This window comes from Dietzia sp. oral taxon 368, from assembly GCF_002999155.1.
GTDB lineage: Bacteria > Actinomycetota > Actinomycetes > Mycobacteriales > Mycobacteriaceae > Dietzia > Dietzia cinnamea.
The window spans coordinates 2,519,222-2,544,252 of record NZ_CP027238.1; the positions used below are offsets into that span (position 1 = coordinate 2,519,222).

Genomic DNA, 25,031 nt, shown 5'->3' on the forward strand with positions numbered 1-25,031 from the left:
CACGGCGTGGATTCGTTACAGGGTGTGACGCGAGTGAATATTTAGCCTTCTTGAGTAGTTCTTTCGGCAAACTTCCCGAGGACCAGTGCGATTCTCAGCACGAAGGCGTCCCGCGCGGTGAGGGGGTCGAATTTAGTGATTTGACCCACTCTCTTCAAGCGGTACCTCACGGTGTTGGGATGGACGTACAACTCGCGAGCGCACTTCTCCACGTGCCCACCTGAGTCGAGATAGGCCCGAAGGGTGTCCTCGACAGAGGCGTCCGCACCCCGCAGGGGCGTGACGATCCGGTCGACCAACATCGCCGCCGCGCCGCGGTCGCCCCCGAGGACGCGCTCGGGTAGGAGGTCGATCGCCGCGACGGGCCGCGGCGCGCCGGGCCAGCCGCTCACCGCCGCCGCCCCGGACAGTGCCTCCGCCGCGCTGTCCGGGGCCTCGACCAGGGAGCCCACGGTGTGGCCGTGGACGACGGGGGCGTCCGAGGAGAACGCGTCGAGAAGGGCGGGTGGGATCGAAGCGGAGGACTCCAGCTCTCCGGAGAGGATGACGACGAGGCGGGCGCCCTGGACCACGGCCAGTGCGTGCCGGTCGGACGAGACGGCGGCCCGGTGGACGGCGGGGACCGAGGCGAGACCCAGGTCCTCCCTCGGGGTCCCGATGATGACCGTGGCCGCGGTTGTCGGGTCCCAGTTCAGTGCGGAGGCACCGGAGATGAGGTCCGCGTGCCGGTCCCCGCGGACCACGGCGTCGACGATCATCGCCTCCATGCGCGTGTCCCACGCGCCGCGGTTCTCCGCCGCCGCGGCGTACACGGAGGCCGCGGTGAACCCCAGCTCGCGGCCGAACTTCAGAACGGCCGCGATCATCAGGCCGCGCTGTCGCTCGTTGTGGGTGATCCGGGGCATCACCAGCTCGAAGTACTCGAGGGTCGAGCGCACCAGCTGCACCGTCTGCTGCAGGGTGAGCCCCTGACCGACGCCCTTGGGCAACAGCTTGAAGCCGGCGATGGTGTCGGTGTGCGGCGCCTCGGGGTTGCGCACCCAGGTGACGAAGTCACGGACCGCGCTCTGGATGATCAGCTGGATCTCCGCGCGCTGGTCCGCCGACAGCTCGGCGAAGAACGGCAGCTCCTGCTCCAGGGCGCGAACCGCCTCGGTGGACAGAGTCCCCGAGTACCGCGTGATGCGCTTGAGGAGCGCGTCGGAGACCGGCCTGTCGTCCGGCGGCGTGGACGACCGCCGCCGGACGCGCTCCGGCTCCCTCTCCCCGGTGGCGGGGTCGGACGTCTCGGTCACGCCACTCCGGGATCCGTCGTCGGCTCGGGGGCGGCCATGACGTCGTCGATCCGGTACTGACGCGCGGCCTCGAGGAGGGTGACCTTCTCGATGGCGCCCTCGCGGACGAGCCCCGCCAGCACGGCGACGACGATCGACTCGGCGTCGGTGTTGAAGAAGCGACGCGCGGCCGGGCGGGTGTCGGAGAACCCGAAACCGTCGCAACCCAGGACCGTGAAGTCTCCAGGGACCCAGGCGCGGATCTGGTCCGGCACAGCCTTCTGGAAGTCGCTCACCGCGACCTTGGGCCCGTCGGCCTCGGCCAGCGCCGCCGCTACGAACGGGGTGCGCGGCTGCTGGTCCGGGTGGCGCAGGGCGTGGCGCTCACACTCGAATCCGTCGCGGGCCAGCTCGGTCCAGGAGGTCGCGGACCACAGGTCGGCCGCGACGTCCCACTCCTCGGCGAGCATCTTCTGTGCCTCGACGGCGGCGTACATGGCCACACCCGAGGCCAGGATGGACGCCTTGTGGGTGCCGGACCCGGCCGCGCGGAAGCGGTACAGGCCCCGCAGCAGGGCGTCGACGTCGAGGTCCTCGGGCTCGGCCGGCTGCGGAACGGGCTCGTTGTACAGGGTGATGTAGTAGGAGACATTGCGGTCGATGCCGTCGGTCTCCGTCTCGTGGGCGGAACCCGGCCCGTACATCCGCTCGACGCCGGCACGCATGATGTGCGCGACCTCGTAGGCCCAGGCGGGGTCGTAGGAGATGATGCCCGGGTTGGTCGCCGCCAGCAGCGGGGAGTGTCCGTCCATGTGCTGGAGGCCCTCGCCGGTGAGGGTCGTGCGGCCGGCGGTCGCGCCGAGTAGGAATCCCCGAGCGAGCTGATCGGCGGCGGCCCAGATCCCGTCGCCGGTCCGCTGGAAGCCGAACATCGAGTAGAAGATGTACAGCGGGATCATCGGTTCGCCGTGGGTGGCGTACGCGGTTCCGGCGGCCGTGAACTCGGCCACCGAACCGGCCTCGCTGATGCCCTCGTGCATGATCTGGCCGTTCTTGGCCTCCTTGTAGCTCAGCATGAGCTCGTGGTCGACCGAGGTGTAGTTCTGGCCGTGCGGGTTGTAGATCTTCAGCGTCGGGAACCACGAGTCCATACCGAAGGTGCGGGCCTCGTCCGGGATGATGGGCACGAAACGGTCGCGCAGCGACTCGTCGCGCATGAGTTCCCTGGCGGTTCGCACGAGGGCCATCGTCGTGGCCACGGCCTGCTTGCCCGAGCCCTTGCGGAGCGACTTCAGGGCGTCGACGTCGGGCACGTTCAACGGGGTGAAGGTCTGTCGCCGTTCGGGCACGTGCCCGCCCAGCGCGGCACGGCGGTCCAGCATGTACCGGATCTCCGGGGAGTTCGGCCCCGGGTTGTAGTAGGGCGGCAGGGTGGGATCGGCCTCGAGCTCCTCGTCGGTGATGGGGATCTGCTGCTTGTCGCGGAACAGCTTGAGGTCGTCGAGCGTCAGCTTCTTCATCTGGTGGGTCGCGTTGCGCCCCTCGAAGTTCTGGCCCAGCCCGAAGCCCTTGATGGTGTGGGCCAGGATCACGGTCGGCTGACCGGTGTGCTCGAGCGCGGCCTTGTACGCGGCGTGGATCTTACGGTAGTCGTGCCCGCCCCGGCGCAGGTTCCAGATCTCCTCGTCCGTCATGTCCTCGACCAGCTTGGCAGTGCGGGGGTCGCGGCCGAAGAAGTGCTCGCGGACGTAGGCGCCGTCGTTGGCCCTGAACGTCTGGTAGTCGCCGTCCGAGACGGAGTTCATCAGAGCGACGAGCGCGCCCTCGGTGTCCTTCTCGAAGAGCGCGTCCCACTCGCGGCCCCAGACGACCTTGATGACGTTCCAGCCGGCGCCGTTGAAGTAGGACTCGAGCTCCTGGACGATCTGGCCGTTGCCGCGGACGGGCCCGTCGAGCCGCTGAAGGTTGCAGTTGATGACGAATGTGAGGTTGTCGAGCGCGTCGTTGGCCGCGATCTGCAGCGCGCCGCGCGACTCGACCTCGTCCATCTCACCGTCGCCGAGGAACGCCCAGACGTGCTGCTGGGAGGTGTCCTTGATGCCGCGGTTGTGCAGGTAGCGGTTGAACCGCGCCTGGTAGATGGCGTTGATGGGCCCGAGACCCATCGATACCGTCGGGAACTCCCAGAACTCGGGCATCGAGCGGGGATGGGGGTAGGAGGGTAGGGACCGCCCCGGGTGGCTCTTCTCCTGCCGGAAGCCGTCGAGGTCGTGCTCGCGGAGCCGACCCTCGAGGTACGCGCGGGCGTACATGCCGGGGGAGGCGTGGCCCTGGAAGAAGATGTGGTCACCGCCGCCGGGATGGTCCTTGCCGCGGAAGAAGTGGTTGTAGCCCACTTCGTAGAGCGGCGCCGCGCCCGCGTAGGTCGAGATGTGCCCGCCCACGCCGATGCCGGGACGCTGGGCGCGGTGGACCATGATGGCGGCGTTCCAGCGGATCCACCGGCGGTAGGTCCGCTCCACCGCCTCGTCGCCCGGGAACTCCGGCTCGAGGCTCGTGGGGATCGTGTTGACGTAGTCCGTGGAGGTGAGCGCCGGGAGCGGCACGCGTTGTTTCGAGGCACGTTCGAGCAGCCGAAGCATCAGGTAACGAGCCCGCTCGGGCCCGGCCTCGGCGAGCAGACCGTCGAGCGAATCCATCCACTCCTGGGTCTCCTCGGGATCGGAGTCCGCCAGGTAGGACGCGACGCCCTCGCGGAGGACCGGAACGTTGGTGGGTGCGGAACCGTTCCTGGGGCCTGCGTTCTCGGTCATGCTTCTCGTCCTCACTTCTGCGATTCGTACCGTGGCGGCCCGGTGGGGCCACCACTCGTCGTGGTACAGCGTCGGGCCCGCGCCGCGGTCCACGGGTGTGTGGCGGACCGCGTCGGGCTCGGACCGGGCCACCGTCGGCCCGTCGTTTCCGATTGTGCCCCAAAGCGTGACCCGCGACACCGTCGCGGGATGCCGCGTGCCGGTAAATGGGCGGTAGTCGTTTCCCCGGTGCCTGACCACGGGTAGTGTTCCTGGTCAGCGAAAGTCCTCTAGGGACTACTCGGAACAGAGGGAGGAACACCACGGTGGTCGCCGCGGCGAACCAGCAGGACGGAGCGGACCAGGTAGCTGGTCAGCTCGATCTGACGGAGGGCATGCTCGTTCAGGAGGTCGGATGGGATTCCGACTGCGACGAGTCGATCAGCGAGGCCGTCGAGGACGCCGTCGGATCGGAGCTGCTGGAGGAGGACACCGATGAGGTGGTCGACGCGGTGTTGCTCTGGTGGAGGGACGGCGACGGGGACCTCGTCGATCGGCTGATGGACGTCGTCACGCCGCTCGCGGACGAGGGATCCGTCTGGGTCCTCACCCCCAAAACGGGGCGGGACGGGCACGTGGAGCCCGCCGTCATCGCGGAGTCCGCCCAGACGGCGGGAATGCTCCAGACCCGGACGGCGGCTATCGGGGACTGGGTCGGGAGTCGGCTCGCGCTCCGTAAGAACAGCATGCCGCGAAAGTAGGGCAGGGATGCCGGGAGCTCCGTGCCCGCCCCGCGGGGCGTCGCGGCCCACGGTGGGATAATCTGAGCCGCACCGGCGCCCGTGAGGCGCCGGTGCACGCGCGCGTAGCTCAGCGGTTAGAGCTCTGGTCTTACACACCAGCGGTCGGGGGTTCGATTCCCTCCGCGCGCACCCCATGGACACCTCTCGCGCCTGCGGCATCGCCCTCGGATTCCTCGTCGACGCGGCGCTGGCCGACCCCTCGAGGCGGCACCCGGTGGCCGGTTTCGGCGCAGTGGCCTCGCGTGTGGAGGGACTGCTCGACCCGCCCGTTGACGCCGGTGACGCCCACGGGGCCGTCGGCGCCCCCGACACGACAGCGGCCCGCGTCGCCGTTCGCGCCCGCGGTGTCGTCTTCACCGTCGTCCTCGTCGGCGGGGTGACGGCCGCCGTACGCGGTCTCGACTCGGCCGTGGCCGCCAGGCCCGCCCTGCGTGTGGCGACCACGGCGGCCACGGTGTGGGCCTGCCTCGGCGGGACCTCCCTCCTCCGGATCGCCCGTCGCCAGGCGGAGTTGCTCGACCGGTCCGACGTCGACGGGTCGCGGCGGCTGCTCCCGTGGTTGTGCGGCCGCGAGCCCGGGGCTCTCGACGCCGGCCAACTCGCACGGGCGGTGGTCGAATCGGTCGCGGAGAACACCTCCGACGCCGCGGTGGCCACGCTGTTCTGGGCCGGTGTCGCGGGCCCCGCCGGGGCGGCGGCCCACCGTGCGGCCAACACGCTCGACGCGATGGTCGGGCACCGCTCACCGCGCTACGTCGACTTCGGTTGGGCGTCGGCTCGGCTCGATGACGTGCTCGGGTGGCCGGCCGCCCGGTTCGCGGGCCTGCTGACCGCGGCCGTAGCCCCGGTCGTGGGCGGGCGGCCCGCGGAGGCGATCCGGATCTGGCGTCGGGACGCGTCGTCCCATCCGAGTCCCAACGCCGGCGTGGCGGAGGCGTCGTGCGCGGGAGCGCTCGGCGTCCGGCTCGGCGGGCCCACCCCGTACCCGTACGGGACGGAGCAGCGGCCCCGCCTCGGTGACGGCCCCGCGCCGAGCCCCGTCGACATCCGGCGGGCCGTCCGGCTCATGCGGGCGGTGCAGATCGGGGCCGCGGCGGCCGCCGTGTGCGCTGCCGCCGCGGGCGCGCGCGGCCACCGATCCGGGGCCCGCGGGTCAACTGACTGAGCCGGGCGCCGCGGGTCAGTCTCCCGGTGCCAGCAAGACGAGGGCGCCCGAGACGGTCTGGGCCGGTCCGGCCAGCGGGACGCGACGGGGCCGGGTGTCGCGAGCGGGTTCCGGCGAGCGCACGGGGCCGCGGCCCCAGGACCACAGCGCGCCGGCGCCGTCGATCCCGTAGGGGGACGATTCGCTCGCCCCGACCCACCGCAGGGGCGGCAGCCCCGGCACCGGCCGCGGGGAGGAGAGGACGGTGTCGTCGGTCGTGCCGTCGCCGAGGATCCCCGTGACGGTGCGTCCCCAGGTCCAGACGGTGCCGGCCGAATCGAGGGCCAGCGCGAAGTGCTGGCCGCCGGCCACCTGCACGACACCGGCGTCACCGAAGCCGTCCACGCGGACGGGCCGGTTGGTCTGCCCGCCGCGCGGTTCCACGCCCAGCAGGCCGTGGACGTTGTTGCCCCACGCGCACACCTCGCCCGTCGCGGTGGCGATCACCGCGGCCCCGCTCGCGTCGGCCACACTGACCGCCCCGGGGACGTCGCGGATCCGGCGGACCGTGGTCCCGGGCGGTTCACCGAGGATCTCGGTGAGGTTGACGCCCCAGCCCAGGACACCACCGTCCGAGCGGAGGGCGAGGGCGCTGAGGGAGCCGGCGGCGACGGAGACCACCTCGTCGACGCCCTGCACCGCGGCCGGGGTCGTGCGGACCGGGGAGTCGCCCCGGAGACCGCCGGAGGCGATGAACGAGTCGCCCCAGCCGGACACCGTGCCGTCCGCGTGGGTGACGAGGAACGCCGACCCCACGGCGGCGACCGAGATCGCGTCCGAGATCCCGGACACACGGCGCGGCAACAGGGTCTGCCCGGCGCCGCCGGCCGTCCCGGCGAGGAGGCCGTCGTGGTCGACGCCCACCACGGAGACGGTCCCGCCGGCGTGCACGGCGGCCAGGGTGGTGCCGGCGTCGGCGACCGAGACGACGTCGTCCCACCCGGGGACCGGGCCCATGGGCAGGCCGCTCCGGATCACCTGACCGATGAGGTGGGCCTGTCCGGGCTCGTGGCGGGGGGCGGTGGGGAAAGCGGTGGAGTCCGAGCAGGCGGACGCGAAGAGGACGGCGCGGTCGGCGGGGCTGCACGCGGTCGTCCCGCCCAGCGCGAGGCAGACGGCGGTGGTCACGGTGACGGCGCGCCGCGGGATTCGCATCCCCGGATTCTGCTGGGGCGAGGGGCGCTTGTCGAGCGGTTCGTCAGCTCCGCAGGCGGTCGGCGCGGCGGAACGCGCGCCGCTGTTCGGCGGCGTCGCGGTCGCCGTAACGCGCGCGCATCGCGCGTTCGCGGGCCGAGACCTCGTCGTCGGCCCGGGCCTCGTCGTCCGCGGCCGACACTCCGACGCCGCTCCTCGGGGCCGGGCCGTCACCCCCGTCGACGCCGGAGCCGGCGTAGCCGGCGTCGCCGTCCGGGCCACCGCCCGACGCGGCATCACCGGCGTCCGCCGTGCGGTCGGCGAGCCCGGCGTCGTCGTCGCGGCGCCGCGCGCGGATCTCGGCCCATGCGAAGTAGATGAGGGCGGCCGGGGCGAGGACGCCGAAGGCGAGCCACTGAAGGCCGTAGGACAGGTGGGGCCCGTTCTCGATGCCCGGGATCGGCGCGGGGGTGAGCGAGCCGGGCTGGTCGCCGGTCAGCTGCAGGTACCCGGCGGGCCGGAGGTCGTGCCCGAGGGTGTCGCCGATGACGGCCGGGTCGACGACGCGGACCGCGGGACGGCCGTCGAGCTCGACGGGATCGGCCTGGCCGGGTTCGGCGACGCGCACGCGGGCGGTGATCCCGACCTCGCCGGCGGGCGCCGCGGGGTAGTCGGGGACGGCGTTGTTCTCTCCCACCTGCACGTAGCCGCGGTTGACGAGGAGATCCGGCCCGTCGACGGGGTCGAATACGGTCAGGACGTGGTAGACCAGCTCGCCGTCGACCGACCGGAGCCGCAGCAGGGCCTCGGAGTCCGGCTCCCACCGGCCGTCGAGGGTCACGAGCCGCCACTCGCGTTCGGCGTAGTCCTGCGGGCCGCGCACGACTTCGTCGAGCGGGGCGGGCTCGGCCTCGACGGACTCGACCAGCCGGGCGTTGCGGGCCTCGAGGTCATCGCTCTTGCCGAGCTGCCACGGGGCGAGGAACGCGAAGCACGCCCAGGCGAACAGGATCGCGGCGAGAACCCCGATCACCCACCCGGGGGTCAGGAAGCGCCGCAGGATCCGCATGCTCCCAGGATATCGGTCGGGCGGGGCGGGGCACCGCCGCGGTGGTGGCGGCTACCCCAGCAGCTCGCGCACCTCGGCGACCAGACCGGGCAGGGCGCGCGAGATCTGCATGCGCGTACGCGTGAAACCGCTGTCGTCGCCGTAGTAGGGGTCGGCCACGTCCGCACCGTCGGCCCCGGGTTCGTACGCGCGCAACAGGCGGACCCGGTCGGGGTCGACGTCCGCGCGCAGGAGGTGGTCGCGGTGGCCGCTGTCGAGCGCCACGAGCAGGTCGGCGTCGTGGTCGTCGTCGGACAGCTGCGCGGCCACGTGCGCGGTGTCGTAGCCGTGGGCCGCGAGCTCGGACGCCGCGCGCGGGTCCATGCCGTGGCCGACGTGCCAGTCGCCGGTGCCGACGCTGGAGATCCTCACCCGGTCGCCGAGCCCGGCCTGTTCGAATTCGTGTCGCGCCATGACCTCGGCCATGGGGGAGCGGCAGATGTTGCCCGTGCAGACGAACACCACTCGTACCGTTCGGTCACCAGCCACGGATGATCTCCTCCAGTGCTGCGGTGTCGACGGCCGACCAGCGGGCCCTGTCCCACTCCTCGGGCCGGCCGTAGCCCCAGCGCACGATGGCGGTGGGGATGCCGTACCGGGCGGCGCCGTCGATGTCGTGTTCGCGGTCGCCGATCATCAGCACCCCGTCCGTGCCGCCGTCGGCGTCGGGCACGGGCTCGACACCCATCGCGGCGAGGGAGTGCGCGACGACGTCGGCCTTGGCCAGCCGCCCCACTCCGATGTCGGCGCCGCCGACGAACTCGAAGGGCGCGAGCAGGTCGAAGTGGCCGAGGATCCTGCGGGCGGCGTTCTGGTCCTTGCTGGTGGCCACGGCCATCCGGTACCCGTCCACGGCCAGGCGGTTCAGCAGCGTGTCCATGCCGGTGAAGACGGCGTTCTCGCGCCAGCCGACCTCGTCGTAGCGCTCGCGGTAGGCGTCGATCGCGCGGTCGAGGTCGGCGCCGGCCAGGCCGAGCGAGGCGAGGGTGTCGATCATGGGCGGCCCGGCGATCGAGCGGATGTCGCGGGAGACGTCCCAGCGGGCGCCCACGACGTCGAGCGCGTGGTGCAGCGATCGGGCGATGCCGTCGAGGGAGTCGGTGATGGTGCCGTCGAGGTCCACGAGGAGGATCGGGCGGTCGGTCATGCCGCCATCCTCCCAGAGGCGGGGGCGCGGGTCGGGCGGTGGCTGCCGGGCCGGGGGTGCCGGGCGGCGGCCGGGCGACGAGGCCGCCGTCCTACGCTTCCGGCATGACCGAATCGACCGGGGTCCGCGCCGACGAGCCGTCGTGGGCGGCGCTGCGTCACCACGGGGACGCCGAGCTGGTCCCCGGGGCCCTGGACTTCGCCGTCAACGTGCGCGGGTCGGGACCGCCGGCGTGGCTTCGCGACAGGTTGGCGGCGCGCCTCGCCGACCTGGGGGGATATCCCGGGGGCGACGACGACGAGGCCGCGGTCTCGGCCGTGGCCGCCCGTCACGGGGTGATGCGCGAGCGCGTCCTGCTCCTGGGCGGGGCGTCGGAGGGGTTCCACCTCCTCGCCGGCCACGCGGCCCGACACCGCCTGCGCGCCGCCGTGGTGCACCCGTCCTTCACCGAACCCGAGCTGGAGTTGCGACGGGCCGGCGTCGGAGTCGAGCGTGTCCTTCTGCCGGACCCGTTCCGTCTGGATCCGGCACTGGTCCCGGGGGACGCGGACCTCGTCGTCGTCGGTAATCCCACCAACCCCACGTCGGTGCTACACCCCCGCGCCGCCGTCGCGGCGCTGTGCCGTCCCGGGCGCGTGACCGTGGTGGACGAGGCGTTCTGCGACATGGTGGACGACGAGGCCGGGCACTCCCTCGCGGGCGCCGACCTGCCCGGCCTGGTCGTGGTGCGCTCGCTGACGAAGACTTGGGCGCTGGCCGGCTTGCGCGTGGGGTACGCGGTCGGCGACCCCGCCGTGCTGGCGGACCTCGCCGCTCACAGACCGCACTGGCCGCTGGGCACGCTCCAGCTCGAGGCGATCCGGGCGTGCGTCGGGACCGGCGCGGACGGCGAGCTCGCCCGCCTACGCATCGATGTCGCGGTGGAGCGGGAGGCGATGGTGGAGGCCCTCGCCGCCGCCCGGATCGAGGTGGCCGTGCCCCCGTCGGCGCCGTTCGTGCTGGTCCGCACCCCGCCGGGCGTCGATCCGGAGGCGTTCCGCGACGGCCTCGTGCGACGCGGCGTGGTCACCCGTCGCTGCGACACGTTCCCGGGCCTCGACGCGTCCTACCTGCGGCTGGCCGTGCGGCCGGGCACGATGGTGGACGAGCTCGTCGGCGCCTGGCACGCGGCCGCCGACGCGGCGAGGAACCGACTGGAAGGGGAGCGAGCATGACCACCGGCAGGCCCACCCTGGCCGACGTGATCGACCTGTTGGAGCGGGCGTACCCGCCGCGCCTGGCCGAGTCGTGGGACCGCGTCGGTTTGGTCGCCGGCGACCCCGCCTCCGAGGTCTCTCGCGTCGTCGTGGCGGTGGACGCCACGGACGCCGTGGTCGACCACGCCCTCGCCCAGGGCGCCGACCTACTGCTCGTCCACCACCCGCCGCTCCTGCGCGGTGTGCACTCCGTGGCCGCGGACACGCCCAAGGGACGTCTCCTGCACCGCCTCATCGCCGGGGGGTGCGCCCTGTACGCCGCACACACCAACGCCGACTCCGCGCGCCCCGGCGTCAACGACGCCCTCGCCGACGCGCTCGGCCTGACCTCCGGCGCCCCGCTCTCACCGACCGGCGACGGCACCGTCGACCGGTGGGTCGTGACCGTGCCGGACGACGATCTCGAGGACCTCCTGCACGCCGTGTTCGCGGCCGGGGCCGGACGGATGAGCGGCTACACCGAGTGCTCGTTCTCCGTGCGCGGCACCGGGCGCTTCCGGCCCGGCGACGGCACCGACCCGAGTATCGGCACCATCGGCGAGCCCGAACAGGTCTCCGAGACCCGCGTCGAGTTCGTGGCCCCGCCCGAGTTGCGCTCCGCGGTCCGGCGCGCGGTCGTGGCCGGGCACCCGTACGAGGTGCCCGCGATGGACGTCCTCGTCAACCACGCCGGACCCGGCCCCGGGCCGGAGGACACCGGGCTCGGACGGATCTGCGATCTCGACGAGCCCACCACCCTCGCCGCGTTCACCCGACTCGTCGCCGACCGCTTGCCCACCACCGAGTGGGGTGTGCGGGCCGCCGGCGATCCGGAGGCCGAGATCCGGCGCGTCGCCCTGTGCGGCGGCTCCGGTGATTCCCTGCTCGGCGCCGCCCGTGCGGCCGGCGCCGACGTCTACCTCACCGGGGATTTGCGTCACCACATCGCGGACGAGCACCTGCGCGAGGGCGGGCCGATGCTCGTCGACGCCGCCCACTGGGCGCTGGAGTTCCCGTGGTGCGCGCAGGCCGCGGCCCTGCTCGAAGAGGGCGCCGGGGTCACCGCGAGCGTGTGCGACCTGCGGACCGATCCGTGGACGGTGGCCGCCGGGGGAGCGCGCGGGCAGCGGTAGTCTTGGCTCCCATGAAGGCCGATCCCCACCACCAGCGTCGACTCGTCGACATCGCCGACCTCGACCTGCGTCTGGCCGGTCTCGCACACCGGCGAGAGCACCTGCCCGAGCAGGAGACGCTGGACGGTCTCACGGCCGAGCGCCGAGCCGCCACGGAGTCCGTCGCCCGGGCCCGGATCCACCTCGAGGACCTCGATCGCGCCCTGTTCAAGTTGCGCTCGGATCTCGACGCCGTCCGCCGTCGCCGCGCCCACGACTCCGACCTGCTGGCCTCCGGCGGCCTGTCCGAGCACCAGTCCACCGAGCTGGACTACGAGCTGCGGTCGCTGGCCCGCCGGCAGGAGGCGCTCGAGGCCGAACTCGGCGAGCTCAGCGAACGCCACGAGGCCATGCAGGCCGACGTCCGCCACTCAGGGGCGGTCGTCACCGACCTCGACGCGCGCATCGGCATGGCGCGGACACTGCGTGACACCGCGCTGGCCGAGCTCGAGGACGCCGTGACGGCCACAACGGCGGAGCGGGCGCGCGAGGCCGAGGGGATCCCCGAGGATCTCCTCGCCCTCTACTCCCGGAGCGCCGAGAACGCCGGGGTCGGGGCGGCGATCCTCAACGGGGGCCGGTGCTCGGCGTGTGCGATGGACCTGGACCGCAGCACCGTGGCCGCGTTCCGCTCCGCGCCGGCCGACGATGTGCTCACCTGCCCCGAATGCGGTGTGATCGTCGTCCGTACCGGCAACCAGTGAGCACGGGTTCCGGCTGGACCGGTGCCACCGGCAGGCCCACCCGCATCGTGTTGGCCCGGCACGGCCAGACCGCCCTCTCGGTCGACCGGCGCTACTCCGGCCAGGGCGACCCCGAGCTCACCGACCTCGGCCTGGCCCAGGCCGAACGCACCGCCCGCCGCCTCGCCTCGTTGCCCGGCCTGAGCGCCGTGGTGTCCTCGCCGCTGCGGCGGTGTCTGGGCACCGCCGAGCGCGTCGCCGAGGCCGCCGGCGTGCCGCTCATCGTGGACGACGACCTCATCGAGACCGACTTCGGCCGGTGGGAGGGGCTGACCTTTCGCGAGGCCGCCGAGCAGGACCCCGACACACATTCCCGCTGGCTCGGCGACACTTCTGTCCCGCCGCCGGGGGGCGAGAGCTTCGAGGTGGTGCGAGAGCGCGTCGAGCGGGGCCTGCGTCGCATCGTCGCCGAGCGTCCCGGGCAGGTGGTCGCGGTGGTCAGCCACGTCACCCCCATCAAGCTGGCCATCCGCGCCGGGCTCGGCGCCGGCGACGAGCTCCTGTTCCGCCTGCACCTGGACCTGGCCTCGGTCTCCGATGTGCGCTTCTACTCCGACGGGCCCACGTCGGTCCACCTGGTCAACGACACCTCGCACCTCGGCTGACGCGGCACCTCGCCCCTCGGCTGACGCGGCACCTCGCCCCGCGGCCGGCGCGCGCCGGGGACTAGACTGGGGCGGCGAACGAGTCGGCCGGACGGCCGCGGACAGGGGAACCGGCGCCCACGCGTGGCCAGGCCCCGGCCCGAGGAAAGTCCGGACTCCACAGAGCAGGGCGGTTGCTAACGGCAACCCGGGGCGACCCGCGGGACAGTGCCACAGAAAACAGACCGCCGCGCCCACGCCGGCGCGGTAAGGGTGAAACGGTGCGGTAAGAGCGCACCAGCACCCCGGGTGACCGGGGTGGCTCGGTAAACCCCGCCCGGAGCAAGGTCGAAGGTCGCACCGTCCGCGGTGCGACTGCGCGGATGGACGTGCGGTGACGCACGGGGAGGGCTGCTCGCCCGAGTCCGCGGGTGGACCGCTCGAGGTACCCGGTGACGGTGTGCCCAGATGGATGGTCGTCGCCCGCCGCACGCGGTGGGCACAGGATCCGGCTTACAGGCCGACTCGTTCGCCCCGCCCCGCGCCCCGCCAGTTCGGCACAGGACCGGTAGTGCGACCAGAGAGCCCGCGAGTACAGAGTGGCAGCGCGACGGCCCCGAGATGCGCTGTCCCTTCGCCCTACGCTGGCCGCTTGCTCGAACATCGCCCGGTTGTGATGGCGAAATGGACCATTCTCCCATCACAAGCCAAAGAGCCAGCGCATCCGGAGGAGGACGCGCTGGCACTCTGTCCAATCGCGCGTCACAGGTCGTCACGCCGCACGTCGACGGGCCGCCGCTAGTAGGGTCGTGGGTGCTAGCCCAGCCCGTCGATCCGAGGAGGTCCGCCATGTCGGAAGAGCAGTGGTACTACGACATCGCCACAGGTCAGGCGCTGCAGGGCAAGGTGACCAACTGGGACAGCCGGATGGGCCCGTACGCCACGCGAGCCGAGGCGGAGGCGGCGCTGGCCAAGGCCAGGGCGCGCAACGAGGCGTGGGACGCCGAGGACGAGAAGGACTGATCCGACTCGGCGAGGCCGCCGCGCGTTACGGGGACTCATCGGCGCGCGCGTCGACCGCGCGACCGGCGCTATTTTCTGCCGCCCTTCTTCTTGCCCTTCTTGGCTTTCTCGTCCTTCTTCCGACGCTTGCGCGCCGCGCGCCGTGACTCCGACAACTCGCGGTAGGCGGCCGTGACCGCCGCGGCGTCGCTCTCGAACCCGTCGAGGGCTCGCTCGGAGAAGCCGCGCTCGCGCTCGAACAGCACCCCGAACCCGAACGTCGACTCGCCGGCGATCTCGGCGCGGCGGGCGATGCGGCGGAGCCACCGCCGGGTCGTGACGCTGTCCTGCACATCCCCGAGCACGGTGTGCAGGCGCTGACAGGCGTCGCGCAAGGGTGCCACGGTGAGCCCGTCCGTCCCGGGCAGGGCGTTGACGTTGCGGCGCAGGGCCTTGGCGCGCTTGCGCACGACGTGGGTGAGTTCCTCCCGCTCGGCCAGCGTGAGGTCGAGTTCCGCGAGGTCGCGCTCGGTGCGGGTGCGGACCTTGGTGAACTTCTTGAACTGGCGGTCGACGCCACTCAGCATCAGTTCCCCGGCCTCGCGGCGCTTCTTCTTGCCGCCCTTCGCCGTGGTTCCGCCGGCGACGCGGGCCAGTTCGTGGAGCCGGTCGACCAGGTCGAGGTACCGGTCGGAGAGCAGAGCCGAAGTGACCCGTTCACCCGCGCGCCGGGCCTCCGCGTCGAGTTCCACCCGCAATCGCTGACGGATCTGCGGGCTGACCACGTCCTCGGGGTATCCGGCGGCCAGGTCCCCGAGGCGCTCGTCGACCACCTGGATGTCGCGGAGTCTGCCCAGAACGGCGGCGAGGACCTTGAGCTCGGCGAGCAGCCCGGGCAGGTCGAGATCGGTGTCGGCGGCGTCGGCCTCGAGCTCCGCGGCGTAGGTGCTGATGGTGCTGCGCAGCCCGCGGACCGCGACGCGCATCTGGTGGACGCCCACCATGGTGGTGCGCCGGGCGGCCGGATCGTGGTCGAGCAGCGTGCCCAGGTCGCGTGCCAGGGCGTCGCGGACGGGGGAGACGCCCTCGTCACCGGCGTCCGGGAGGGGTCCGATCGCGCGGGCGAGTTTGGAGGACGACGACGAGGTGGTGGCCCCGGCGTCCGTGCACGCGGCGGCGACGGCCGCGAGATGGGCGTGTGCGTCGGGTAGCGCCGGATCGACGATCTCGGCTTCCCACTCCCGCCACGTGGCCGCGGACCCGCCGTTCACGAAGGCCTCGGTGGAGACGTGATCGTCGCAGAACTCGATCACCGCGGCGCCGTGGTCGTCCCGCAGCGTGTGGACCCGCCGGAGGTTGTCGATCCGGGCGACGGGCGCCAGTGGACGGCGACGGACCAGCCCGGCGACCGCGGAGAGGAACTCGTCCGGGACCTCGTCGCCGAGAGGGGCCTGCAGTTCGACACGGCCGGCGTGGGCGGGCAGCTTGAGGTGCCACCCTTCGTCGTCCCCGCCGGTGCGGCGGCGCAGCGTCACCTTGTGCCGGGTGAGCGAGAGATCATCCGTGTCGTAGTAGACGGCGGAGAGCTCGTACTCATCCGGACCGTCGACGACGAGCGGCGCGAACGCGTCGGCGGAGGGCGCCGGGATGTCGTCGTCGACCTCGAACTTGCTCTCGACCTCGACGGTCTCGTTGATCGTCATGGACCGGTTGTACCAGCCGTCGGTGAACACCGTGCCACCGCGCTACACCCCTACCAGGACTTACTTGCGGGTAAGATCGGGAGCGTCGCAGATCACACACTCGTCGTAGGGAGAAACTGTGGATCAGCCGAACGTGGTCGACGTCCTCGTCGTGGGGGCCGGGTTCTCCGGCCTCGGCACGGCGATCCGGCTCACGCAGGAGGGGTTCGACGACCTCGTGGTCCTCGAACGCGGCCACGACGTCGGCGGGACGTGGCGCGACAACAGCTACCCGGGCGCGGCGTGCGACGTCCCGTCCCACCTCTACTCCTACTCGTTCGCACTCAACCCCGACTGGTCCCGGGCGTTCTCCCCGCAGGGGGAGATCTACGACTACATCCGTAGGGTCACCGCCGAGACCGGGGTCCGCGAGAAGATCCGCTTCGGGGTCGACGTCACCTCCGTTGAGTACGACGCCGACCGCGGCCGCTGGTCGGTGTCCACGAGCGCGGGGGAGTACGACGCCCGCGTGGTCGTCCTGGGCGTCGGGGCCCTGTGCGAGCCGAGGCGGCCGGAGATCGACGGCATCGAGGACTTCGCGGGCGACGTCTTCCACACCGCCCGATGGGACCACTCGGTCCCGCTGGCCGATCGCCGCGTGGCGGTGATCGGGACCGGGGCGTCAGCCATCCAGGTGGTCCCGTCCATCGCGCCGACGGTGGGTCACCTCGACGTCTACCAGCGCACCGCGCCCTGGGTCCTTCCCCGCATGGACCGTCCCTACCCGCGCCTCGAGCGGTCGCTGTACCGCCGCGTGCCCGGCCTGCAGAAGGCCGTCCGGGCCCTGCAGTACGCCAGCCGTGAGTTCCAGGTGGTGGGGCTGACCCGCACCCGCGCCGCGTTGGCGCCGATCAAGGCGCTCGGCCGCGCGCACCTCGCGATGCAGGTCCGCGACCGGGCCCTGCGGGAGAAGGTCACCCCGAACTTCGAGATCGGCTGCAAACGAATCCTGCTGTCCAACACCTGGTATCCCGCGCTCGGCCGGGACAACGTCGACCTCGTGACCGAGCCGATAGCCCGGGTCACCGGGAGCGGGATCGTCACCGCCGACGGCGTCGAGCATCCCGCCGACGTGCTGGTCGTGGCCACCGGATTCCACGTCACCGACTCGCCGTTCTTCGAGCGCGTTCGCGGCACCGACGGCCGGACCCTCGCGCAGAAGTGGCGCAGCGAGGGCATGCAGGCCTACAAGGGCACCACGGTGGCCGGCTACCCGAACCTGTTCGTCCTGGTCGGCCCGGCCACGGGCCTCGGGCACTCGTCGATGATCTACATGATCGAGTCCCAGCTGAACTACCTCGTGGACGCGCTGCGCACCATGCGGGAACACGACCTGCAGACCGTCGAGGTCCGCGAGGCCGTCCAGGAGGCGTACAACCGCGAGCTGCGCGAGCACACCGGTGAGACCGTCTGGGTGACCGGCTGCCGGAGCTGGTACCTCGACGACAAGGGCAACGCCCCGGCCGTGTGGCCGGATTTCACGCTCGCCTTCCGCCGGCAGACCCGCGAGTTCGACCTGAGCGCCTACCGCCGGCAGAGCACGGCCCGGCTCGCCGCCGCGACGCCCACGGGGCAGGAGGCCCTCCGGTGAGCGCCCGCGGCGCCGGACTGTCCCGCCCCTGGCGCGCACGCGCCGACACGCGCCGCTGGCGGATGGACGGCAAGGTCGTCGTCGTCACCGGCGCCGGTTCCGGCATCGGACGCGAGCTGGCTCGCGAGGCCGCCCGACGCGGCGCGCGACTCGCCCTGAGCGACATCGAACCGGACGGCCTGGCCCGCACCGTCGAGCTGGCGCGCGGCGACGGCGCCACCGACGTGCACGCGCAGCGCCTCGACGTCACCGAACAGGCCATGGTCTCCGAGTACGCCGGACTGGTCGCCGAGCACTACGGCGTGGTCCACCTGGTGATCAACAATGCCGGGATCGCGTTCACCGGGGCGGTCGAGCAGTCCGCGTACAAGGACATCGCGCGCGTGATGGACGTCGACTACTGGGGCGTCGTACACGGCACGAAGGAGTTCCTCCCGCACCTCATCGCCTCCGGCGACGGCCACCTCGTCAACATCTCCAGCATCTTCGCGTTCCTGTCCGTGCCCACGCAGAACGCCTACAACGCGGCCAAGGCGGCGGTCCAGCAGTTCACCGAGTCGCTGCGGATGGAGATGCTCGCCGCCGGTCACCCGGTCGATGTCACCTGCGTCCACCCCGGTGGCATCAAGACCGCCGTCGCCCGTAGCGCCGGCGCGGCCGAGGGGCTCGACAGTGCCGACTTCGCGACCATCTTCGACACGAAGTTCGCCCGCACGGAGGCCTCGACCGCCGCGCGCGTCATCCTCGACGGCGTCGAGCGGCGACGACCGCGCGTACTGGTCGGGGTGGACGCGCACGTTCTCGACGCGTTGGTGAGACTGTTCCCGGCCGGCTACCAGAAGGCGACGGTCGCGGCCTCGCGGCGGTTCGGGGTGGTCTGAGCCGGCGGTCGGCGCGCCGGCGGGTCAGGGGCGGAACGCGTCCGTGGCCTCGAGCAGGTGGTGCGTCGTGCCCGGTTCGGCCATCGCGTGCCCCGCATCCGGCACGATGTGCAGCTCGGAACCCGGCCACGCCGCGTGCAGCTCCCACGCGTTGGCCACCGGGCACACGACGTCGTAGCGCCCGTGGACGATCACGCCGGGGAGGTGGGCGATGCGGCCGATCCGGTCGAGGATCGCCCGACCCCGCAGGAACGCGTCGTTGACGAAGTAATGGTTCTCGATCCGGGCGAAGGCCAGCGCGAACCGGTCCGGATCCCCGGCCTTGCCGACCGTGCGGGGCAGCAGGGTCGACGTGGAGGTCTCCCACATCGTCCACGCCCGGGCGGCCTCCAGCTCGAGCCGCGTATCGCCGCAGTGCAGGAGGCGGTGATAGGCCGCGACGTGGTCATAACCGGGCCCGTGGACGGCCTCGGCGCCGTCGGCGGCGACGAGCGGCGCGAGGTAGCCCTCCCACACGTCGGGGAACAGGTGCGCGGCACCGCCCCGGTAGAACCAGTCGATCTCGCCGGGGCGGCACAGGAAGATCCCGCGCAGCACCAGGCCGCGGACCCGGTCGGGGTGCTCCTGGGCGTACGCCAGTGCGAGCGTCGAGCCCCACGAACCGCCGAACACCAGCCAGCGGTCGACGCCCAGCGCCTCACGCAGCCGCTCGAGGTCGGCCACCAGGTGCCACGTCGTGTTGATGGACAGGTCCGCGCCGTCGGCCACGTGCGGTGTGCTGCGCCCGCACCCGCGCTGGTCCACCAGGATGATCCGGTAGACGGCCGGGTCGAACATGCGGCGGTGCGCGGGGTCGGTGCCCCCGCCCGGCCCGCCGTGGACGAAGAGCACGGGAGCGCCGTCCGGGTTGCCGGAGCATTCCCAGTACAGACGCTGCCCGTCGCCCACGTCGAGCATGCCGGTCTCGTACGGTTCGATCTCCGGGTACGGGGCGCGGCGGGCACCACTCCGGGCGGTGCCGATCGCGGGGGCTCCCACGATCAGAAGGAGTGCTCGGCGCCGGGGAAGGCCCGCGAACGGACCTCCGTGCCGTACTCGCGGGCGGCCTCGCGCAGCGTGTCGGCCAGTTCGGTGTACCGCTTGACGAACTTGGCGGTCCGACCGGTGCTGTGGCCGGCCATGTCCTGCCAGACGAGGACCTGGGCGTCGCAGCCGTTACCGGCGCCGATCCCCACGGTCGGGATCTCCAGCTCCGCGGTGACCTCGCGGGCCAGGTCGGCGGGCACCATCTCCATGACCACGGAGAACGCGCCGGCCTCCTGGACGGCGCGGGCGTCGGCGCGCAGCTGCTCGGCGGCGTCCCCTCGGCCCTGGACGCGGAACCCGCCGAGCCCGTTGACGGACTGCGGGGTGAAGCCGATGTGGGCCATCACGGGGATGCCGGCGTCGACGATCGCGCGGATCTGCGGGGCCATCCGCACGCCGCCCTCGAGCTTGACCGCCTGCGCACCGCCTTCCTTGAGCATGCGGGTCGCCGCGGCCACGGCCTGGGTGGGCGAGGCCTCGTAGCTGCCGAACACCAGGTCCGCCACGACCAGCGCCTTGGGCGCGCCCCGGGTGACGGCACGGACGAGCGGGATCAGCTCGTCCTCTGTCACCGGAACGGTCGTGTCGTAGCCGTAGACCACGTTGGCCGCGGAGTCGCCCACCAGCAGGACGGGGATCCCCGCCTCCTGGAACAGACGTGCGGAGACGAAGTCGTAGGCGGTGAGCATCGGCCACGGCTCGCCGGCGGCCTTGAGCTCCGCGAGGTGGTGCAGGCGCGTGACCCGCGTCAGGCCCTCCTGCCCGCCGGAGCCGGGCGACGTCCGCCGCGGGGCGTCGCCGGAGCCGTAGACCGGGGTGTCGGGGGTGTCGCTCATGAGGTGTGTGGCCTTCCTTCGATGCCTCGAGGCCGGCCGGGGGCCGGTCCCCGGGTGGGACAGGGGGCGGTGACATCTCGGGCGGCGGCCGCCGCGCGGTGTCGCGGTCGAGTCTGCCACGACCCGTCGCCGGGGGTCGGCCCGCGTCGGACCGAGGGGATGACTCACGCCCGCCCCACGGCAGGCACTAGGTTGGAGGCATGAACCGCCAGCAGGAGTACGTTCTCAGGACCCTCGAGGAACGCGACATCCGGTTCGTCCGGCTCTGGTTCACGGACGTGCTCGGCACCTTGAAATCCGTGGCCGTGGCGCCGGCCGAGCTCGAGGGGGCCTTCGGCGAGGGCATCGGCTTCGACGGCTCCGCGATCGAGGGGTTCTCCCGCGTGTCCGAGGCGGACACGGTCGCCAAGCCCGACCCGTCGACCTTCCAGGTCCTGCCGTGGGCGCACGCGGACGGCGGCCAGCACTCGGCGCGCATCTTCTGCGACATCTACAACCCGGACGGCACCCCGAGCTGGGCCGACCCGCGCCACGTGCTGCGGCGCCAGCTCAACAAGGCCGCCGACCTCGGGTTCTCCTGCTACGTGCACCCGGAGATCGAGTTCTTCCTGTTCAAGGACCTCGACACCAACGGTGCCGAGCCGGTGCCCACGGACAACGGCGGCTACTTCGACCAGGCCGTGCACGACACCGCCCCGCATTTCCGGCGGCACGCGATCGAGGCGCTCGAGGCCATGGGCATCTCGGTGGAGTTCTCCCATCACGAGGGCGCGCCGGGTCAGCAAGAGATCGACCTGCGCTACGCGGACGCCCTGAGCATGGCGGACAACATCATGACGTTCCGCTACATCGTCAAGGAGGTGGCCATGAACAACGGGGTGTGGGCGTCGTTCATGCCCAAGCCCCTGCGCGATCACCCCGGTTCGGCCATGCACACCCACATGAGCCTGTTCGAGGGCGACTCCAACGCGTTCCACGACCCGGACGACGAGTACCAGCTGTCGGGTACCGCGAAGTCGTTCGTCGCGGGCCTCCTCACTCACGCCCCCGAGTTCTCGGCCGTGACCAACCAGTGGGTCAACTCCTACAAGCGGCTCATCGGTGGCGGCGAGGCTCCCACGGCAGCCACGTGGGGCCGGGCCAACCGCTCGGCGCTGGTGCGGGTGCCCATGTACACGCCCAACAAGGCGTCCTCCCGCCGCATCGAGGTCCGCAGCCCCGACTCTGCGTGCAACCCGTACCTGGCGTTCGCGGTGATGTTCGCCGCCGGCATCAAGGGCGTCCAGGAGGGCTACGAGTTGCCGCCGGAGTCCGAGGATGACGTGTGGACCATGAGCCGCCGCGAGCGCCGCGCGATGGGCTACACCGACCTGCCGGGAAGCCTTGAGCAGGCGCTGGACGCGATGGAGGAGTCGGAGTTGGTCGCCGAGGCGCTCGGCGAGCACGTCTTCGAGTTCTTCCTGCGGAACAAGCGGCGTGAGTGGCGCGAGTACCGGACCGACGTGACCCCGTACGAACTGCGCAACTACCTCAACCTGTGACCGGCGGCGGCATCGTGAGCAGGGACTCGTCCCGCCCGAGACTGCCGAGCCCCGGGCGGCTCGGCCTGCTCGACGACCGTGCCGCCGACTGGCTCGACTATCTGGGGTGGAACGACGACGACGCGGTGCCGGTGCTGTGGGCGCTGTCCCGGGCACCGGACCCGGACCTGGCGCTGGGTGCTCTCGTGCGGTTGCGCGAGTCGCTCGTCGCGGCGGGCGACGGGGCCGCCGCCGACGGGTCGGGCGCGGGCGCCTTGGACTCCGCCCTGCTGTCGGATACCCGCCTGCGCGCACGGTTGTTCGGCCTGCTGGGTTCGTCGAGCGCGCTGGGGGATCACCTCGTCGCCGAGCCGACCCGCTGGACCCTCCTGCGCGCCGAACTGCCGTCGCCGCAGGAGGTCGCGTCCGCCATGCTCGGTGCGGTCGAGGCCGTGCCCGAGGAACCCGTGGAGGGCGCGCCCGAGCCGACCCAACGCGACGACCTGTGTGCGGTGGGTACGTACCGCGCCGGGATCACCGGTGGCGCGGCCGTGAAGGTGCTGCGCACGACCTACCGCGACCAGGTGGCGCTGCTGGCCGCCCACGACGTGGCGGCGGCCGTGGAGGACGAAGAGCCGCGACTGCCGTTCGCCGAGGTGGGGCGGCGCCTGTCCGACCTCGCCGACGCGGCCCTGACCGCGGCGCTCGCCGTGGCCGTGGCCACCGTCTACCCGGACGGGCCGATGCCGTCGCGGCTGGGCGTGGTCGCGATGGGCAAGGGCGGCGCGCGCGAGCTCAACTACATCTCCGATGTCGACGTGATCTTCGTGGCGGAGCCTGCCGACGCCAAGACCGGCCGCGTGGCGGGGGAGATGATGCGCATCGGGTCGATGGCCTTCTTCGAGGTCGACGCCGCCCTGCGTCCCGAGGGCAAGTCCGGCGAACTGGTGCGCACGGTCGACTCTCACGCGGCCTACTACAGGCGTTGGGCCAAGACATGGGAGTTCCAGGCGCTTCTCAAGGCCCGCCCCATGACCGGTGACATGGCGCTGGCCGTCGCTTACCACGACGTCGTCCATCCGATGGTGTGGACCGCCGCCGAGCGCGACGACTTCGTCCACGACGTCCAGGCGATGCGCCGAAGGGTCGAGGAGAACGTGCCCGAGGCGTTGCGGGATCGCGAGCTCAAGCTCGGCCGCGGGGGACTGCGCGATGTGGAGTTCGCGGTCCAGTTGCTGCAGATGGTCCACGGCCGCACGGACGAGGACCTGCGCGTGACAAGCACCGTCGACGCGCTGGCCGCGCTGCGGGACGGCGGCTACATCGCGCGCGAGGACGGTGCCGAGCTGGTCGCGGCGTACGAGTTCCTGCGCCTGCTCGAGCACCGCCTGCAACTCCAGCGGTACAAGCGCACCCACCTGCTCCCGGAGGACGACGACGAGGAGGCGTACCGCTGGCTGGCCCGCGCGGCGCACATCCGGCCGAACGGGCCGAACGACGCCTCCCAGGTGCTGCGGCAGAGCCTGCGTCAGCTGCGCCGCCGGGTGCGCCGCCTGCACTCGAAGCTGTTCTACCGTCCGCTGCTCGACTCGATCGCGTCCTACGACGCCGAGGCGTTGTCCCTGAGCCCGGAGGCGATGGAGCGACAGCTGGCCGCGCTCGGGTTCGCGGCGCCGCGCAACGCGCTCGGGCACCTGCGGGCTTTGGCGGGACAGAGCAGCCGCCGGGGCCGGATCCAGGCGTTGCTGCTGCCGACGTTCATGGAGTGGCTGGCCGACACTCCTGACCCGGACGCGGGCCTGCTGGCCTACCGCCGACTGTGTGAGGAGAACGAGGAGGTCACCTGGTTCCTGCGCACGCTTCGTGACGACAGCATCGTGGCCCGCCGCCTCGTCCGGGTGCTGGGTACGTCGGCGTTCGTCGCGGAGTTGCTCATGCGGAACCCGGAGGTGATCCCCGACCTCACCGACGGCGCGGAGGGGCCGCTGCTGGTCGCGGCCAAGGTCTCGGACATCGCCTCGGCGCTCACGGCGTCCGCGGCCCGGCACCCCACGCCGGAGCGGGTCATCGCCGCCGCCCGGTCTCTGCGGCGAGCGGAACTGGCGCGGATCGGCGCCGCCGACGTGCTGGGCATGATCTCCGTGCCGGAGGTGGGCAGGCGGCTGACTGCCGTGTGGCGTGCGGTGCTCGAGGCGTCACTCGCCGCCGTCGTGCGCGACATGATGCCCGCCGACGGCCGCGTACCGGCCCGGATCGCCTACATCGGCATGGGCCGACTCGGCGGGAACGAGTTGTCCTACGGCTCGGACGCGGACGTGATGATCGTGTGCGAGCCCACCGACGGCACGGGTGAGGACGAGGCGGTCCGATGGGCCACGCAGGTGGCCGAGCGGGTGGGCAGGCTGCTGTCCACGCCGTCGTCGGACCCTCCGCTCGACCTGGACGCCGACCTGCGCCCCGAGGGGCGCAACGGTCCCCTCGTGCGGACCCTGGCCTCCTACCGCGCCTACTACTCCACCTGGGCCGACACCTGGGAGCTGCAGGCGCTGCTGCGTGCCTCGTTCGCCGCGGGTGACCGCGACCTCGGCCTGGACTTCCTCCACATGATCGACGTGTTCCGGTACCCGGAGGACGGCGTGCCGCCCAAGGTCGTCCAGGAGATCCGCCGGATGAAGGCACGGATAGACTCCGAGCGCCTGCCGCGGGGCGCGGACCCCGCCACGCACACCAAGCTCGGACGCGGAGGCCTGGCGGATGTCGAGTGGTGCGCGCAGCTGCTCACCATGCAGCACGCCGCCCGCGTTCCCGGACTGCACACCACCTCCACACTCGAGGCGCTGCAGGCCGCCGCGTCCGCGGAGCTGCTGTCCGAAGGCGAACGCGACGCGCTGGTGCAGTCGTGGCTCATGGCCGGACACGCCCGCAACGCGCTGGTCCTCGCGCGCGGCAAGGCGGTCGACCAGCTGCCGGGCCAGGGCAAGATCCTCGCGGCGGTGGCGATGATCTGCACGGGTCGGGCCGACGGCGCGGAGTTCCTCAACGAGTACCTGCGCGTGACCCGGCACGGCCGCCGCGCGGTCGACCGGGTGTTCTGGGGCGAGGACTGACGCCCCGTCGTCCGGGCGCGGGTCCGGGCGGGGGTCGGGGTGCGGATGGGGGTCGTCCCCGATGTGCGCG

General features: G+C 72.4%; 19 protein-coding genes, 1 tRNA gene, 1 other RNA gene and 1 pseudogene. 13 read left to right on the top strand and 9 right to left on the bottom strand.

Annotation, left to right across the window (positions count from 1 at the left end; translation table 11 throughout):
• Positions 1–41: 41 nt before the first annotated feature.
• Both C3V38_RS11760 and aceE read right to left on the bottom strand, forming a co-directional pair.
• Entirely contained in the window at positions 42–1,295 is a 1,254-nt protein-coding gene (locus C3V38_RS11760) for a CdaR family transcriptional regulator (RefSeq protein WP_082767758.1), read from the bottom strand.
• Positions 1,292–4,087, bottom strand: coding sequence for a pyruvate dehydrogenase (acetyl-transferring), homodimeric type (aceE, locus tag C3V38_RS11765; RefSeq protein WP_061913740.1), 2,796 nt, complete (start codon positions 4,085–4,087; stop codon positions 1,292–1,294). Before aceE ends, C3V38_RS11760 begins: the two co-directional genes overlap by 4 nt.
• A 305-nt stretch (positions 4,088–4,392) precedes the next feature.
• On the opposite strand from aceE, the gene C3V38_RS11770 reads away from it, so the two are divergent.
• The 3 genes from C3V38_RS11770 to C3V38_RS11780 all read left to right on the top strand — a co-directional run bounded on the left by C3V38_RS11770 (position 4,393) and on the right by C3V38_RS11780 (position 6,034).
• Positions 4,393–4,827 carry a DUF3052 domain-containing protein gene (locus C3V38_RS11770; RefSeq protein ID WP_007628241.1) on the top strand — a complete coding sequence of 145 codons (435 nt, stop codon included), beginning with the start codon at positions 4,393–4,395 and terminating at the stop codon, positions 4,825–4,827.
• A 98-nt stretch (positions 4,828–4,925) separates the two neighbouring features.
• Positions 4,926–4,998, top strand: a tRNA-Val gene (locus tag C3V38_RS11775).
• A 4-nt stretch (positions 4,999–5,002) separates the two neighbouring features.
• On the top strand, positions 5,003–6,034 hold the full coding sequence (locus C3V38_RS11780) for a CobD/CbiB family cobalamin biosynthesis protein (protein ID WP_061229301.1): 1,032 nt from the start codon (positions 5,003–5,005) through the stop codon (positions 6,032–6,034).
• A 15-nt stretch (positions 6,035–6,049) separates the two neighbouring features.
• Here C3V38_RS11780 and C3V38_RS11785 read toward each other — a convergent pair whose 3' ends face one another.
• The 4 genes from C3V38_RS11785 to C3V38_RS11800 are packed head-to-tail and all read right to left on the bottom strand — an operon-like array spanning position 6,050 to position 9,462.
• Positions 6,050–7,228: a hypothetical protein gene (locus C3V38_RS11785; RefSeq protein WP_061229300.1), complete on the bottom strand. Its 1,179-nt coding sequence runs from the start codon at positions 7,226–7,228 to the stop codon at positions 6,050–6,052.
• A 43-nt stretch (positions 7,229–7,271) separates the two neighbouring features.
• On the bottom strand, positions 7,272–8,276 hold the full coding sequence (locus C3V38_RS11790; protein WP_061913744.1) for an SURF1 family protein: 1,005 nt from the start codon (positions 8,274–8,276) through the stop codon (positions 7,272–7,274).
• Positions 8,277–8,327: 51 nt separating this feature from the next.
• Positions 8,328–8,804, bottom strand: a complete 477-nt coding sequence (locus C3V38_RS11795; protein WP_061913746.1) for a low molecular weight protein-tyrosine-phosphatase — start codon at positions 8,802–8,804, stop codon at positions 8,328–8,330.
• A complete protein-coding gene (locus C3V38_RS11800) occupies positions 8,794–9,462 on the bottom strand; it encodes an HAD hydrolase-like protein (RefSeq protein ID WP_061229297.1) in 669 nt (222 codons plus the stop codon). The genes C3V38_RS11795 and C3V38_RS11800 overlap by 11 nt, the downstream gene beginning before the upstream one ends.
• Before the next feature lie 104 nt (positions 9,463–9,566).
• Here C3V38_RS11800 and cobC point away from each other — a divergent pair, with 104 nt between their 5' ends.
• From cobC to C3V38_RS17380, 6 genes and pseudogenes are all read left to right on the top strand, one after another.
• Positions 9,567–10,676: an Rv2231c family pyridoxal phosphate-dependent protein CobC gene (gene cobC, locus C3V38_RS11805; protein WP_061229296.1), complete on the top strand. Its 1,110-nt coding sequence runs from the start codon at positions 9,567–9,569 to the stop codon at positions 10,674–10,676.
• Positions 10,673–11,830, top strand: a complete 1,158-nt coding sequence (locus C3V38_RS11810; RefSeq protein ID WP_061229295.1) for a Nif3-like dinuclear metal center hexameric protein — start codon at positions 10,673–10,675, stop codon at positions 11,828–11,830. The genes cobC and C3V38_RS11810 overlap by 4 nt, the downstream gene beginning before the upstream one ends.
• Positions 11,831–11,841: 11 nt before the next feature.
• The gene (locus tag C3V38_RS11815; RefSeq protein WP_106385824.1) at positions 11,842–12,573 is read left to right on the top strand and encodes a zinc ribbon domain-containing protein; all 732 of its coding nucleotides are present in this window, start codon (positions 11,842–11,844) and stop codon (positions 12,571–12,573) included.
• Positions 12,564–13,217, top strand: a pseudogene (locus tag C3V38_RS11820) (histidine phosphatase family protein); the annotation flags it as partial. The gene C3V38_RS11815 and the pseudogene C3V38_RS11820, both read left to right, overlap by 10 nt.
• Positions 13,218–13,296: 79 nt before the next feature.
• Positions 13,297–13,728: RNase P RNA component class A (gene rnpB, locus C3V38_RS11825), an RNA gene on the top strand.
• A gap of 317 nt (positions 13,729–14,045) precedes the next feature.
• Positions 14,046–14,219, top strand: coding sequence for an SPOR domain-containing protein (locus C3V38_RS17380; protein WP_129591183.1), 174 nt, complete (start codon positions 14,046–14,048; stop codon positions 14,217–14,219).
• Positions 14,220–14,287: 68 nt separating this feature from the next.
• On the opposite strand, the gene C3V38_RS11830 is transcribed toward C3V38_RS17380, so the two are convergent.
• Positions 14,288–15,901, bottom strand: a complete 1,614-nt coding sequence (locus C3V38_RS11830) for a CYTH and CHAD domain-containing protein (protein WP_165001108.1) — start codon at positions 15,899–15,901, stop codon at positions 14,288–14,290.
• 118 nt (positions 15,902–16,019) lie between these two features.
• On the opposite strand from C3V38_RS11830, the gene C3V38_RS11835 reads away from it, so the two are divergent.
• Both C3V38_RS11835 and C3V38_RS11840 read left to right on the top strand, forming a co-directional pair.
• Positions 16,020–17,531, top strand: a complete 1,512-nt coding sequence (locus C3V38_RS11835; protein ID WP_106385826.1) for an NAD(P)/FAD-dependent oxidoreductase — start codon at positions 16,020–16,022, stop codon at positions 17,529–17,531.
• Positions 17,532–17,593: 62 nt separating this feature from the next.
• Positions 17,594–18,412 carry an SDR family oxidoreductase gene (locus C3V38_RS11840; RefSeq protein ID WP_106386474.1) on the top strand — a complete coding sequence of 273 codons (819 nt, stop codon included), beginning with the start codon at positions 17,594–17,596 and terminating at the stop codon, positions 18,410–18,412.
• Positions 18,413–18,436: 24 nt separating this feature from the next.
• On the opposite strand, the gene pip is transcribed toward C3V38_RS11840, so the two are convergent.
• Entirely contained in the window at positions 18,437–19,369 is a 933-nt protein-coding gene (pip, locus tag C3V38_RS11845; protein WP_061229312.1) for a prolyl aminopeptidase, read from the bottom strand.
• 83 nt (positions 19,370–19,452) lie between these two features.
• Positions 19,453–20,334 (bottom strand): 3-methyl-2-oxobutanoate hydroxymethyltransferase, encoded by an 882-nt coding sequence (gene panB, locus C3V38_RS11850; protein WP_061229291.1) that lies wholly within the window; start codon positions 20,332–20,334, stop codon positions 19,453–19,455.
• A gap of 200 nt (positions 20,335–20,534) precedes the next feature.
• Here panB and glnA point away from each other — a divergent pair, with 200 nt between their 5' ends.
• Together glnA and C3V38_RS11860 are read left to right on the top strand one after the other, a co-directional pair.
• Positions 20,535–21,875, top strand: a complete 1,341-nt coding sequence (gene glnA, locus C3V38_RS11855) for a type I glutamate--ammonia ligase (RefSeq protein ID WP_106385827.1) — start codon at positions 20,535–20,537, stop codon at positions 21,873–21,875.
• Positions 21,876–21,886: 11 nt separating this feature from the next.
• Complete coding sequence (locus tag C3V38_RS11860; protein WP_061229311.1) at positions 21,887–24,961, top strand: bifunctional [glutamine synthetase] adenylyltransferase/[glutamine synthetase]-adenylyl-L-tyrosine phosphorylase; 3,075 nt, start codon at positions 21,887–21,889, stop codon at positions 24,959–24,961.
• Positions 24,962–25,031: the final 70 nt, after the last annotated feature.